Consider the following 13,990-nt stretch of genomic DNA (forward strand, 5'->3'; position numbering starts at 1 on the left):
TTTTATGGAAGCATCTTTGGCGGAATTTCAGCTCTTTTCCTTTATTTGATAAAAAAATATTTAGTTAGAATGGAACTCATGGATGTAATAGAAAATGGACTCTTGTTTTTGGCCATTGTTTTGTGCATCATTTGGGTCATTTTTCAATACACAAAGAAAAAAGAAAAGGGTGGGAAAACCATACTTTTTCTTTTCGCGTTCGCCTTTATGTTAGTACGGTTTGAATTTATCCTTTTATCTGCAATTCCCCAATTATCAATAGTCAATGGAATGAACTCTGAATGGATTGGAAAAATAGCGTTAACTATTTTATCTGTTATATGTCTTTATCTAATGGCACTTGGACTAAAACTTGTAGGATCAAAAATAAGTATTCACCTTACTTTATTTATGTTCTTTTTTCAATCTCTTATTCTCTTTTTTAAGGAGTTAACAGAACTTGCGCAATTGTTATTTAGCTTGCAGATTTTGCCTCTTACAATGTGGGCTCTTGAAATTCTTGCTCCAGTAGTAAATCATAAGGACTATTTTTTCTATGTTTTAACGTCATCAATTATTTTGTTTTTATTGTATTCCTCTTTTTTGATATATCACTATTTGAAAGTTAAGGATGAAAACTTTGTTAATCCAGCTGAAAAACGAAAGTCGATAGCAAAATCAAGGAAATTAAGGCGCTGGTTTTATAGTTTTGTCAGCATTCAAATCGTCTTTTTTACTTTCCTTGCTAATGTAAAAATTATACAAGAAAAAGAGGTTATGACAAATCCACCAATGGAAGTCACTGCCCAATATGGACACATCCATATTACGCATGAAATGTTACATGAAGAAAAGGGTTTAAACATTTTTTCATATATATTTCCTGATCAGACTCAAGCACGTTTTATGGTAGTTGGCAAAACAGATGAAAATTATGGTGTAGCACTTGATGCATGTGCCATTTGTGGGGTTGCGGGTTACTTTCAAAAAGGGAATCAAATTATATGTAAAAAGTGCAATTCTGTTGTTAATGTCAATACGATTGGTTTTACAGGCGGATGCAATCCCATCCCAATGACGTATGAAAATCAAAGTAATGGACAATTAGATATTCCTGTATCCGAGTTAGAAAAATCGAAATCCTTGTTTCAATAAGGGGTGATCCTAGTTGTTTTTACGTTTACTTTATAAAACTTTTACAAGGAGTTTTAAAGATAAACTTCTGATAATTTTAACGGTGGCATTTGGAGCTTCCCTTGCTTCCTTTATGATAAATTTTTCTTTAGATTTCGGGGATAAGATGAATGAAGAATTAAAATCATATGGTGCCAATATTACAGTTGAACCAAAAATGGATACTATTCCAGTAGAAATGGACGGATTAAAAATAAATCCTTTAGGGGACCAAGCATTTCTTCAAGAAAAGGATTTAAATCAACTTAAAAAAATATTTTGGGCAAATAATATCCTCGACTTTGTACCTTATCTTGAGACAACAGGAAAACTTGAATCTAAAAAGTCTGTTCATTTAAAAGGTACTTGGTTTAAAAAAAATATCAACCAAGATGATAAAAATTCCACAACGGTTGGACTTGCTACCATGAAATCGTGGTGGAAGTTGAATGGTAAATGGCCTGAACAAGGTATTGGAAGTAAAGAAATTATTGTTGGAAAACAATTAGCTGACGAATTAAACATTACAAAAGGTAATAGTATTAGGATAGAAACAAATACTTTAAATGGCTCGAAACTAGTTGCATTTCAAGTCGTTGGCATTATTGAAGCCGGAGGAGAAGATGATGAGACTATTTTCGTTCCTTTAGCTTCGATGCAGAAAATATTAGGACTCCCTGGAAAAATCAGTAGTGCTGAGGTTAGTGCTTTAACTGTTCCCGAAACTGAAAAAGCAAGAAAGGCAGCAGAAAATCCTTCATACTTAAGTGAAAAAGAATACGAAACATGGTATTGCACCGCCTATGCAAGTTCCATTGCCTATCAGATTGAAGAAGAAATGAAGGGATCTGTTGCAAAACCAATTAGGCAAATTGCCCAATCTGAGGGAGTTATTTTAAACAAAATTAAGTTTATGATGTTCATTATTTCTATTGCGGCTATTATCAGTTCGGCGCTAGGAATTATGAGTCTAATGTATAGTAAAATTTCTGAGCGGGGAAGGGAAATAGCCTTAATGAAGGCCATAGGGGCTACAGAATATTCTGTTGTGTTACTTTTTATTTGTGAAGCCATGATTAGCGGCATCATCGGAGGAATTGCAGGATATGGAATCGGGATTCTCATTACACAATTTATGGGTCAAAGCATTTTTGGAACAGTTATTAAGATTAAATTAATTGGATTGCCATTAATTCTATTACTTTCAATCATTATGACATCGGTAGGAAGCTACCCAACAATTAGGAAAATTATTAAGCTTGACCCCGTCGGTGTTCTCCAAGGGAGGTAGAGGGAAAAGTGCATAAATTTAAATTGTTTCTTAAGCTAGTTACTCGTGCGTTATTTTATAGAAAAATACCAACAATTGTAGCATTACTGGCTATTGTGTTAGGGACAAGTGTGATTGGTGGTTTAGTAAATATTTACTACGATATAAATGACAAAATGGGTAAAGAGTTTCGGGTCTTTGGAGCTAATATTCTTGTATCTCCATCTAATCAAATAACAAAAATGAATATCGATAAAGTAGAAAAAATTCATTTGAATTTACCAAAAAATAAACTAGTAGGCATAGCTCCAATGCAATATTCGGTTATAGAGTTAGAGAAAAAATCAATTGTTTTAGTTGGAACGTGGCTCGATCAGATGAAAAATGTCAGCCCATATTGGAGTGTTGATGGTGGTTGGATTAGGGATAGAAAAAATATAAAGGAAGCAATGATAGGAATTAATGTAGCAAAAAAATTTGATGTGAAACCAGGTTCAATCATTAAAATGTCCTATTCAAATAAAAAGGTGTATCCAATACGGGTAAAAGGAATTGTTTCCTCCGGTGGTAAGGAAGATAATCAAATTTTTGTAAATTTAGGGTTAGCGGAAAATATTACAAAAAAACAAACAGCAGATATTGTTTTCATAAGTCTACAAAATAAGGGTTCTGACCTTGAGAAGGAAGCACAGAAATTACAAGCATCTGTTTCAGATATAAAAGTAGAGCCAATAAAACAAATGGGAAAATCTGAAGAAAAAATGCTTTCAAAAATTCAAAAATTAATTCGCTTAATTGGCATCATTATTTTTATTATTACAATCCTTACATTAACGACAACAATGATTAGTATGATTAATGAGAGAAGAAAAGAAGTAGGCTTAAAAAAAGCCTTAGGAGCATCGAATAAGCTATTGCTTTTTGAATTTCTTGCTGAAGGTATGATGATAAGCATCATTGGCAGCTCCTTTGGAATTATTGCTTCCTATTATATTGCACAATTAATAGGAAGAAGTGTTTTCCAAGCCGATATTGCCTTTCAATTTATCATCATCCCATGGACTTATATTCTAGCTGTAATTATTGTAGGGATCTCATTCTTTTTCCCAGTTAGAAGAATAATGGAAGTAGACCCTGCTATAGTGTTGAAGGGAAATTGAGGAGGCAAAGAGATGAATATTCTCGAAATTAATAACGTTTCAAAAAATTATGGAAATCTTCATGTTCTAAAGGAGATGCAGTTAAGTGTAAGTAAAGGAGAATGGGTTGCCATCATGGGTCCCTCCGGCTCTGGAAAAAGTACACTGCTGAATATTATTGGCTGTATGGATACGCCATCAAAAGGTTCTATAAAAATAAATGGAATCGAAACATCCCAATTAAATAAGAAGCAATTAACTGAATTACGAAGGGAAACAATAGGTCTTGTTTTTCAACAATTCCACCTTATTCCTCATTTAACAGCCCTTGAAAATGTAATGTTAGCTCAATATTATCATAGTATTCATGATGAAAAAGAAGCAATTGCTGCGTTGAATCGCGTCGGCCTTGGTGATCGGCTCCACCATCTCCCTAGTCAGCTTTCAGGTGGAGAACAGCAAAGAGTCTGTATTGCAAGAGCCCTCATTAATTATCCAGCCATAATAATTGCGGATGAACCAACTGGAAATTTGGATGATGAAAATGAGCAAATCATCATGAACGTTTTTCGCCAATTGCATCAAGAAGGCCATACAATCATTATGGTAACACATGATAAAGAAGTGGCCGAGAATGCCCAAAGAACTGTCATGTTTGAATATGGGAGAATTATTAAAGTTATCGTGAATACAATTTATGCATAATAACTTGTGGAATTGCTAAATCAGGAGTTATTTCACACTGCCTTCGGTAAGTACGTTGTGGCGTTTTTTCGAACTTTCTGTTGGACAACTTCTTGGTGCAACGGATAGCACGTAAGATTCCGGTTCTTGAGATGTGGGTTCGATTCCTGCCGAGGGCATCATAAAAGCCTCCTGTTCTATAAACGACAGGGGGTTTTTATTTTTTATAAAACTTTTTCGTTCGAAAAATCTGAAATTATATAACCTTCAAAAAATAACTGAACCTCTTAAACTCCTTATAAACCCTGTATTCTTCGCAATCCAATTGAAAAAACAGTTCCATCTGCCAATTTCTTGCCATACACCAAATCTCTTCTATCATGTAAAATAGAATTATGGGGGGATTGGAATGAACTTAAAGGCGGGTTTATGGCAACAGCAAACGTTAAAATTAACCATGACGCAGGAGCTCTCCCAGGCTATTGCGCTTTTACAGTACTCTGCACAGGAACTGACTGCTTTTTTGGAAAATAAGGCGCTTGAAAATCCCCTAATGCAGATTGAAAATGGGAATGTTCAACCGATGAATCCGTTGATCGACCGTAACCGGAAAAAGTCTCAAAAAGCAGAAAAAGACTGGATTGAACAAATTGCCGGAAAAACTGGCAATTCACTTGAAAATCAATTAATTTCCCAATTAAACTTAAAAACTCTTACACCGGAGCAATTAAAAACAATCCGTCATCTTATTCATAACATTGATGAAAACGGTTACTTAACAAGCGGCCTGACTGATATGGCAAAAGCGTTGAAAGTTCCTGAAAATCTTGTAGAAGAATGCTTACTCATCCTTCAAACACTTGAACCGGTTGGAATTGGCGCCAGGAACCTTCAAGAGTGTTTACTGATTCAAATAGAATGGGAATATCCTGATGAAGAATTGGCGCATAAAATCATTTCCGATTACTTTGTTCCCTTTGCGGATAAGAAGTGGAAACAGATCGCAAAAGAGCTTCAGGTATCACTAAAGGATATTCAGGATGTATTTGATATCATACAATTCCTCAATCCTAAACCGGGGGCACTTTTAGGGCACGAGGATACTACTTATGTAATTCCTGATGTCATCATCGAACGGAATGGGGACGAGTATACGATTCGGATGTGTAATGACTCCCTGCCAAGGCTTTCGTTTAATGATGGCTATTACAAGAAATTTTCTGGCATTCAAGGGCAAGATCCAAGTGTTGCCCGGTTTTTACAGGATAAAATGCAAGACTATCAATGGATTATGAAAAGCATTGAACAAAGGAAAGAAACATTAACAAAAGTAGTGGCGAAAATTTTAGAAAAACAAGTGATTTTTTTCCAAAAGGGGCCAAACTATTTATTGCCAATGACGATGAAGGATATTGCAAGTGAGCTTGAAATTCATGAATCCACTGTCAGCCGTGCTGTTCGTGAAAAATATGTCCAAACACCGATTGGAACTTTTCCGTTAAAATCATTTTTTACGAGTACCATCCAAACTACATCTAACGAAAATACGTCTTCAACACTCGTAAAAAAAGCAATTTCCTCAATGATTAAACAAGAAGATAAGCAAAAACCACTTTCAGATCAAGAAATTGTGGAACAGTTAAAAACTGCTGAGGGGATGGTCGTGTCGAGACGAACCATTGCGAAATATCGTGAACAACTAGGAATCCCTTCATCCTCCAAACGAAAACGTTTTAATTGAATGCTGTGGAGGCTCACCGAACCGCCCGCGGAAAGTGAAACACCTGGAGTGCAAATCAGCACAGCCAAATTAAAAGGAGCAAAACATGAAACAAATTCTCGTCACATTATATACAAGAAAACGCTGCCCATTATGTGATAAAGCAAAAAATACCTTATTGGAACTTAAAGGAAATTGGAGATTTTCTTTAAAAGAAATCGATATAGAGGAAAGTGATGAATTAACGGAACGATATGGCTTAATGATTCCAGTTGTTCATATTGATGGTGAAGAAGTTGGGTTTGGCTATGTTGATAAATTTGATATAAGTAAACGTTTGCAAGAAAAATCTGAATCTTAACCAGTTGAAATTATGATTCACTCCTGTTACAATAAAGGAGTGATTTTTTTTGGATGTAGCGGGACATAATATGTCATAGGTGGACGTTTTGTGACCAACTACATACTATATTAAGGAGCATGTGCACATGCAATCAATCATCGACATCCAAAAAAGGTTAGTTCCTGATATTCTACAAGTGCTGCAGAAAAGACATCATATCCTAAGATACATCGGATTCATGCAGCCTGTCGGAAGAAGAAGCTTAGCCGTGAGCCTTGGGTATACGGAGAGAATCCTCCGAAGTGAAGTAGATTTTTTGAAGGATCAAAATTTAATATTCTCCAATAATGTGGGAATGAGCCTAACATCTGACGGAAAAAATTTACTTGAAGATTTGGAAGGACTCATGCGTGAACTAAAAGGCATTGATGTGATGGAATTGGAATTAAAGCATCGTCTGGGTATTAAAAACGTCATTATTGTCCCAGGTGATAGCGATGAATCTCCGATGGTGAAAAGGGACCTTGGTAAGGCAAGTGCCTCTTACATGAAAAAACATCTTGGAGGAAAAAATATTATCGCTGTGACCGGCGGTTCCTCAATGGCGGCAATTGCCGATGAACTTTCGCCGGAAGCGGACTCAAAAGAGATTTTATTTGTTCCGGCACGGGGTGGTGTTGGTGAGGATGTACACAACCAAGCCAATACCGTTTGCTCAATTATGGCGGCAAACATGAAGGCGAAGCATCGTGTATTTTATGTGCCTGATCAGGTTAGCCCGGAGATTTATGAGTCACTGATTAAAGAACCTGGAATTCATGAGGTTTTAGAGTTAATCCAATCGGCGAGCATGGTTCTTCATGGGATTGGGGACGCTATGACAATGGCTGAGCGGAGAAAATCAAGCTCCGAAATCCTGGGGAAAATTGAAGAGGGAAAAGCTGTTGGCGAAGCGTTCGGTTATTATTTTAACGAGTCGGGTGATATTGTACACAAGGTATTTACTATTGGGATCCAACTCGGTGACTTGAATCGCATTCCAGATATCATTGCAGTAGCCGGCGGTGCATCAAAAGTTAAGGCAATTCGAGCCTATATGAAGCAGGCCCCGGCATCCACGATCTTCATTACGGATGAGGGTGCGGCAAGACAGTTATTAAAAGGGTAAATCCTTTTGAATATAAATATCCTTAACCAATTAAAGGAGGAAATTATCATGACAGTAAAAGTAGGAATTAACGGATTTGGTCGTATTGGACGGAATGTTTTCCGTGCGGCATTAAACAATTCAAATATCGAAATCGTAGCAATCAATGACTTAACAGATGCTAATATGTTAGCACATCTTTTAAAATATGATACTGTTCACGGAACTCTTTCTGAGGATGTAACCGTTGATGGTGAATACTTAGTAGTTGGTGGACAAAAAGTAAAAGTAATCGCTGAGCGCGACCCTGCACAACTTGGTTGGGGAGATCTTGGTGTTGAAGTAGTGGTTGAATCTACAGGCCGCTTTACAAAACGTGAAGATGCTGCAAAACACCTTGAAGCAGGTGCTAAGAAAGTAATCATCTCTGCTCCAGCATCTAACGAAGATATCACAATCGTTATGGGTGTAAACGAAGATAAATATGATGCGGCTAACCATCATGTATTATCAAATGCTTCTTGTACAACAAACTGTCTTGCACCATTTGCAAAGGTATTAAACGATACATTTGGCATCAAACGCGGTATGATGACAACTGTTCACTCCTATACAAATGACCAACAAATTCTTGATTTACCACATAAAGACTACCGTCGTGCCCGTGCAGCTGCTGAAAATATGATTCCAACATCTACTGGTGCTGCTAAAGCTGTTTCTTTAGTTTTACCAGAGCTTAAAGGGAAATTAAATGGTATGGCTATGCGTGTTCCAACTCCAAACGTTTCTGTTGTTGACCTAGTTGCAGAATTAGAAAAAGATGTAACAGTTGATGAAGTAAATGCAGCGTTAAAAGAAGCTGCTGAAGGTCCATTAAAAGGAATCTTAGCTTACAGCGAACTTCCATTGGTTTCTAGCGATTACAATGGTGCAACTGTTTCATCTACTATTGATGCATTATCAACAATGGTTCTTGAAGGAAATATGGTTAAAGTACTTTCTTGGTACGATAACGAAGTTGGATACTCTAACCGTGTTGTTGATTTAGTAGATTACATCGCTCAAAAAGGACTTTAATCATAGAACATTTTCGATTGGACGGGATTGGCAAAAACGCCGAAGGCAGTCTATAATGGGAAATGGTGTGACAAAGGGGAGTGGGGAAGATTCCCCCTCCTTTTTTTAATGTAAATGGATGTACCATTAATCGTTATTCGAAGTACATATTAAGGAGGTCCTTTTCATGAACAAGAAATCATTAAAAGATGTGGATGTAAAGGGAAAACGTGTTTTTTGCCGGGTGGATTTTAATGTTCCGATGCAAGAAGGCAAAATTACCGATGAAACACGGATTCGTGCGGCATTGCCAACCATTCAGTATTTAATGAAACAAGGGGCAAAGGTTATTTTAGCCAGTCACTTCGGTCGTCCAAAAGGGAAAGTAGTAGAAGAAATGCGTCTTGCACCAGTTGGAAAGCGCCTTGCGGAATTGCTTGGCAAAGATGTTAAAATTGCGGATGAAGCGCATGGTGATTCAGTAAAAGCTTTGATTGGAACGATGAATGAGGGAGATGTTCTTCTTCTTGAAAACGTTCGTTTTTATCCTGGTGAAGAGAAGAATGATCCGGAGCTTGCAAAAGCATTTGCAGAACTTGCAGATGTGTATGTAAACGATGCATTTGGCGCAGCCCATAGAGCACATGCTTCGACAGAAGGTGTGGCCCACCATCTTCCTGCTGTTGCTGGATTTTTAATGGAAAAAGAGTTAGAGGTTCTTGGAAAAGCTCTTTCTAATCCGGAACGTCCATTTACAGCCATTATCGGTGGTGCAAAGGTAAAGGATAAAATCGGCGTGATTGAAAATCTATTAGAAAATGTAGATAACTTAATCATTGGTGGCGGCCTTGCTTATACATTTGTGAAAGCAAAAGGATATGAAATTGGTAAGTCGCTTCTTGAAGAAGATAAAATTGACTTAGCGAAATCCTTTATCGAAAAAGCAAAAGAAAAAGGCGTTAATTTCTACATGCCGGTTGATGCCATTATTGCAGATGATTTTTCAGCCGATGCGAATTCAAAGGTCGTAGCCATTGATGCCATTCCTGCTGATTGGCAGGCACTTGATATTGGTCCAAAAACAGCGGAAATCTACCGTGATGTCATTCGAAATTCCAAATTAGTCATTTGGAACGGACCGATGGGTGTGTTCGAAATGGACAAATTTGCCGAAGGAACTAAAGCAGTTGCGGAAGCTCTTGCGGAAGCAGAGGGTACCTATTCTGTTATTGGCGGCGGCGACTCTGCAGCGGCAGTAGAAAAGTTCCATTTGGCTGATAAAATGAGCCATATCTCCACAGGCGGCGGTGCTTCACTTGAGTTTATGGAAGGAAAAGCGTTACCTGGGGTAGTGGCATTAAATAATAAATAAGATTTAAGCCCCAAAAATTATATATTAACAAATTACTTCTTTTCTAAAAGGAGAAAGGATGTGTCAACATGCGTAAACCAATCATTGCAGGCAACTGGAAAATGCACAAAACACTTTCAGAAGCAAAAAGCTTTGCAGAAGAAGTAAAAACATTAGTTCCTGCACAAGACAAAATTGAATCTGTCATCTGTGCACCTGCGTTATTTTTACAAAGCTTAGTGGAAGCTGTCAAAGGCAGCGATGTAAAAATTGGTGCTCAAAACATGCATTTTGAAGAAAGCGGAGCTTTTACAGGTGAAATCAGTCCGAAAGCACTTGCCGATTTAGGGGTTCAATATGTGATTATCGGACATTCCGAACGCCGTGAGATGTTCAATGAAACGGATGAATCTGTGAATAAAAAAGTTCTTGCAGCATTCAATTACAATTTAACACCAATCGTATGTTGCGGTGAAACGCTAGAACAGCGTGAAAACGGCGAAACGATGAATCTTGTCGGAGGACAGATTGAAAAAGCACTAGCTGGTTTAACAGATGATCAAGTTAAACAAACCATTATTGCTTATGAGCCGATCTGGGCGATTGGCACAGGCAAATCTTCTACATCAGAAGATGCAAACGAAGTATGTGCTCATATTCGTCAGGTAATTGTAAAGCAATTCTCTGAGGATGTTGCAAATGCAGTAAGAATTCAATATGGCGGCAGCGTGAAGCCTGGAAATATTAAAGAATACATGGCACAGCCTGATATCGATGGAGCATTAGTAGGCGGAGCAAGTCTTGAAGTACAATCATTCCTGCAGTTATTGGAGGCAGGAAGCAATGAGTAAATCTCCTGTTGCTCTGATTATTTTGGACGGCTTTGGTTGCCGTGATGAACACAAAGGGAATGCCGTTTATCATGCGAAAAAGCCAAACTTTGATCGTTATTGGGAAACATTTCCGCATTCTCATCTAACAGCTTCAGGTGAAGCCGTAGGTCTTCCTGAAGGACAAATGGGGAACTCAGAAGTCGGGCATTTGAATATCGGTGCCGGCCGGATTGTTTATCAAAGCTTAACCCGTGTGAATATTGCGATTCGAGAAGGAGAATTTGAAAAAAATGAAACCTTCACTGGTGCAATGGAACACGTAAAAGAACATGGTACAAGCCTGCATTTGTTTGGGTTACTTTCAGATGGCGGTGTTCACAGCCATATTAATCATATGTTTGCATTGTTAAAGCTGGCTGCCGATGAAGGGATCGAAAAAGTTTACGTTCATGCCTTCTTAGACGGACGTGATGTTGGACCAAAAACAGCGGCAACATATATTCAAGAGACACTGGATAAAATGATGGAGTATGGTGTCGGCGAATTTGCGACCATCTCAGGAAGATATTATTCAATGGACCGTGATAAGCGCTGGGAGCGGGTTGAAAAATCCTACCGTTCAATGGTATATGGAGAAGGTCCTTCGTATACAAATCCACTGGATGTTGTGAAGGATTCATATGAACATGGCATTTTCGACGAATTCGTTATCCCATCTGTAATTACAAAAGAAGATGGACAACCTGTGGCAACGATTCAGGACAATGATGCAGTCATTTTCTATAATTTCCGACCTGACCGTGCCATTCAAATTTCGAACACATTCACCAATGAAGATTTCCGTGATTTTGACCGAGGACCAAAGCATCCGAAAGATTTATTCTTCGTCTGCTTGACTCATTTTAGTGAATCAGTTGATGGTTATGTGGCCTTTAAACCATCAAACCTTGATAATACCCTTGGTGAAGTATTATCCCAAAATGGCTTGAAGCAATTGCGAATTGCTGAAACGGAGAAATATCCACATGTGACGTTCTTTATGAGCGGCGGCCGTGAGAATAAATTCCCGGGGGAAGACCGGATTTTAATTAACTCCCCTAAGGTAGCCACCTATGATTTGAAACCTGAAATGAGCGCATATGAAGTAACTGATGCACTTTTAAAGGAAATTCAAGCAGATAAATTTGATGCAATTCTTCTTAACTTTGCTAATCCTGACATGGTTGGCCATTCAGGAATGCTAGAGCCAACAGTTAAGGCGATTGAAACAGTCGACGAGTGCTTAGGAAAAATTGTTGATTTAATCCTTGAAAAAGGTGGAAAAGCGATTATTACTGCCGATCACGGAAATGCGGATGAAGTGATCACACTTGAAGGCGAGCCAATGACAGCCCACACAACCAATCCGGTTCCTGTAATTGTAACAATACCAGGTGCCCAATTGCGTGAAGATGGAATACTTGGCGATTTGGCCCCAACCGTGTTAGATTTATTAGGTGTACAAAAACCAGCTGAGATGACAGGAAAAACATTAATTAAATAATTTAGATTTCAAGGAGAGATACAAATGCCATTTATTGTTGATGTTTATGCACGTGAAGTTTTAGATTCCCGCGGTAACCCTACTGTTGAAGTTGAAGTTTTCACTGAATCCGGCGCATTTGGTCGCGCATTAGTACCAAGTGGTGCTTCTACAGGTGAATACGAAGCAGTTGAACTTCGCGATGGTGACAAAGGTCGTTACCTTGGTAAAGGTGTATTAAAAGCTGTTGAAAATGTAAATGAAATTATCGCTCCATTCCTAGTTGGAGAAGAGTTCAGCGTCCTTGATCAAGTTGGTGTTGACCAGGCTTTAATCGAGTTGGACGGAACTGAAAACAAAGGCAAATTGGGCGCAAACGCGATTCTTGGTGTATCCATGGCCGTTGCCCATGCTGCAGCTGACTACTTAGATGTTCCTTTATACCAATACCTTGGCGGTTTCAACTCCAAGCAGCTTCCAGTGCCAATGATGAACATCGTAAACGGCGGAGAGCATGCGGATAACAACGTGGATATTCAAGAATTCATGATCATGCCTGTAGGTGCTCCAAGCTTTAAAGAAGCACTTCGTATGGGTGCTGAAATTTTCCACAATTTAAAAGCTGTTCTTAAAGGCAAAGGTCTTAACACAGCTGTTGGAGACGAGGGTGGATTTGCACCAAACCTAGGCTCTAACGAAGAAGCACTTCAAACAATTGTTGAAGCAATCGAAAAATCTGGTTACAAGCCAGGTGAAGAAGTTATGTTAGCCATGGATGCTGCATCTTCTGAGTTCTACAACAAAGAAGATGGTAAATACCATCTTGCAGGTGAAGGTGTTGTGAAAACTTCTGCTGAAATGGTTGATTGGTACGAAGAGCTTGCATCCAAATACCCAATCATCTCAATCGAAGATGGTTTAGACGAAAACGACTGGGAAGGTCACAAACTTTTAACAGAACGTCTTGGCAAAAAAGTTCAATTAGTTGGTGATGACTTATTCGTAACTAATACGAAGAAGCTTGCTGAGGGTATTGAAAAAGGAATCGGTAACTCTATCCTAATTAAAGTGAACCAAATCGGTACTCTAACTGAAACTTTTGATGCGATTGAAATGGCAAAACGCGCTGGTTACACTGCCGTTATCTCTCACCGTTCTGGTGAAACTGAAGACAGCACAATTGCTGATATTGCAGTAGCAACAAATGCTGGCCAAATCAAAACAGGTGCACCATCTCGTACAGACCGTATCGCAAAATATAACCAATTGCTTCGCATTGAAGACCAATTAGGTGAAACTGCTAAGTTTAACGGAATTAAATCTTTTTATAACTTAAGCAAGTAAGCATTTTTGTCAAAGGCACTCATTTGTTAATGGGTGCCTTTTGCAGTCGGTCATGCAGACGGAATTTCCTAAAAGCTGTCACAACAACTCTATTGTGAAAAAGGAAATAATATGATAAATTTAAGATACTGTGATGTACGTCTGGAGGTGGCCTTATGCATACATTAGTCGTAATCTTATTAGTAATCGTAAGTATCGGACTTATTGCCGTTGTTTTACTTCAATCAGGAAAAAGCGCAGGTTTATCCGGTGCCATTTCTGGTGGTGCTGAATCACTATTCGGTAAGCAAAAAGCACGTGGTATCGATCTAATCCTACACCGTATTACCGTCATTTTATCTGTGCTATTTTTTGTACTAGCTGTTGCCGTTACGTACTTTAAAGTCTAATGATGAATGCTCAAAACCCGGCTGGAATTGCCGGGTTTTT

13 protein-coding genes and 1 tRNA gene are annotated in these 13,990 nt (G+C 38.3%); all 14 read left to right on the forward strand.

Annotated features, from left to right (window positions below):
* The first annotated feature begins 45 nt into the window (after positions 1-45).
* Complete coding sequence (locus J2Y67_RS09470; RefSeq protein ID WP_310173231.1) at positions 46-1,134, forward strand: Fe-S-containing protein; 1,089 nt, start codon at positions 46-48, stop codon at positions 1,132-1,134.
* Between the two features lie 13 nt (positions 1,135-1,147).
* The gene (locus J2Y67_RS09475; protein ID WP_310173232.1) at positions 1,148-2,443 is read left to right on the forward strand and encodes an ABC transporter permease; all 1,296 of its coding nucleotides are present in this window, start codon (positions 1,148-1,150) and stop codon (positions 2,441-2,443) included.
* 8 nt (positions 2,444-2,451) lie between these two features.
* Positions 2,452-3,582: an ABC transporter permease gene (locus J2Y67_RS09480; RefSeq protein ID WP_310173234.1), complete on the forward strand. Its 1,131-nt coding sequence runs from the start codon at positions 2,452-2,454 to the stop codon at positions 3,580-3,582.
* A 12-nt stretch (positions 3,583-3,594) separates the two neighbouring features.
* Positions 3,595-4,266 (forward strand): ABC transporter ATP-binding protein, encoded by a 672-nt coding sequence (locus J2Y67_RS09485; protein ID WP_310173236.1) that lies wholly within the window; start codon positions 3,595-3,597, stop codon positions 4,264-4,266.
* A 94-nt stretch (positions 4,267-4,360) separates the two neighbouring features.
* Positions 4,361-4,421: transfer RNA gene (locus tag J2Y67_RS09490), tRNA-Arg, on the forward strand.
* A 233-nt stretch (positions 4,422-4,654) separates the two neighbouring features.
* On the forward strand, positions 4,655-5,986 hold the full coding sequence (gene rpoN, locus J2Y67_RS09495) for an RNA polymerase factor sigma-54 (protein ID WP_310173237.1): 1,332 nt from the start codon (positions 4,655-4,657) through the stop codon (positions 5,984-5,986).
* An 85-nt stretch (positions 5,987-6,071) separates the two neighbouring features.
* A complete protein-coding gene (locus J2Y67_RS09500) occupies positions 6,072-6,326 on the forward strand; it encodes a glutaredoxin family protein (protein ID WP_310173239.1) in 255 nt (84 codons plus the stop codon).
* A 127-nt stretch (positions 6,327-6,453) separates the two neighbouring features.
* The gene (locus J2Y67_RS09505; protein ID WP_310173241.1) at positions 6,454-7,476 is read left to right on the forward strand and encodes a sugar-binding transcriptional regulator; all 1,023 of its coding nucleotides are present in this window, start codon (positions 6,454-6,456) and stop codon (positions 7,474-7,476) included.
* 48 nt (positions 7,477-7,524) lie between these two features.
* Positions 7,525-8,532: a type I glyceraldehyde-3-phosphate dehydrogenase gene (gene gap / locus J2Y67_RS09510; RefSeq protein ID WP_310173243.1), complete on the forward strand. Its 1,008-nt coding sequence runs from the start codon at positions 7,525-7,527 to the stop codon at positions 8,530-8,532.
* 166 nt (positions 8,533-8,698) lie between these two features.
* Complete coding sequence (locus tag J2Y67_RS09515) at positions 8,699-9,883, forward strand: phosphoglycerate kinase (protein WP_310173245.1); 1,185 nt, start codon at positions 8,699-8,701, stop codon at positions 9,881-9,883.
* A 68-nt stretch (positions 9,884-9,951) separates the two neighbouring features.
* Positions 9,952-10,713 carry a triose-phosphate isomerase gene (gene tpiA / locus J2Y67_RS09520; RefSeq protein WP_310173247.1) on the forward strand — a complete coding sequence of 254 codons (762 nt, stop codon included), beginning with the start codon at positions 9,952-9,954 and terminating at the stop codon, positions 10,711-10,713.
* A complete protein-coding gene (gpmI, locus tag J2Y67_RS09525) occupies positions 10,706-12,238 on the forward strand; it encodes a 2,3-bisphosphoglycerate-independent phosphoglycerate mutase (RefSeq protein WP_310173249.1) in 1,533 nt (510 codons plus the stop codon). Before tpiA ends, gpmI begins: the two co-directional genes overlap by 8 nt.
* Before the next feature lie 24 nt (positions 12,239-12,262).
* Positions 12,263-13,561, forward strand: a complete 1,299-nt coding sequence (gene eno, locus J2Y67_RS09530) for a phosphopyruvate hydratase (protein WP_310173252.1) — start codon at positions 12,263-12,265, stop codon at positions 13,559-13,561.
* Positions 13,562-13,716: 155 nt separating this feature from the next.
* Positions 13,717-13,950 (forward strand): preprotein translocase subunit SecG, encoded by a 234-nt coding sequence (gene secG, locus J2Y67_RS09535; RefSeq protein WP_071354656.1) that lies wholly within the window; start codon positions 13,717-13,719, stop codon positions 13,948-13,950.
* Positions 13,951-13,990: the final 40 nt, after the last annotated feature.

This window comes from Neobacillus niacini, assembly GCF_031456445.1.
Lineage (GTDB): Bacteria > Bacillota > Bacilli > Bacillales > Cytobacillaceae > Neobacillus > Neobacillus niacini_I.

Coding starts and splice junctions, on each gene's coding strand:
- J2Y67_RS09485 (WP_310173236.1), top strand. CDS start 3,595: ATGAATATTCTCGAAATTAATAACGTTTCAAAAAATTATGGAAATCTT.
- rpoN (WP_310173237.1), top strand. CDS start 4,655: ATGAACTTAAAGGCGGGTTTATGGCAACAGCAAACGTTAAAATTAACC.
- J2Y67_RS09500 (WP_310173239.1), top strand. CDS start 6,072: ATGAAACAAATTCTCGTCACATTATATACAAGAAAACGCTGCCCATTA.
- J2Y67_RS09505 (WP_310173241.1), top strand. CDS start 6,454: ATGCAATCAATCATCGACATCCAAAAAAGGTTAGTTCCTGATATTCTA.
- gap (WP_310173243.1), top strand. CDS start 7,525: ATGACAGTAAAAGTAGGAATTAACGGATTTGGTCGTATTGGACGGAAT.
- J2Y67_RS09515 (WP_310173245.1), top strand. CDS start 8,699: ATGAACAAGAAATCATTAAAAGATGTGGATGTAAAGGGAAAACGTGTT.
- tpiA (WP_310173247.1), top strand. CDS start 9,952: ATGCGTAAACCAATCATTGCAGGCAACTGGAAAATGCACAAAACACTT.
- gpmI (WP_310173249.1), top strand. CDS start 10,706: ATGAGTAAATCTCCTGTTGCTCTGATTATTTTGGACGGCTTTGGTTGC.
- eno (WP_310173252.1), top strand. CDS start 12,263: ATGCCATTTATTGTTGATGTTTATGCACGTGAAGTTTTAGATTCCCGC.
- secG (WP_071354656.1), top strand. CDS start 13,717: ATGCATACATTAGTCGTAATCTTATTAGTAATCGTAAGTATCGGACTT.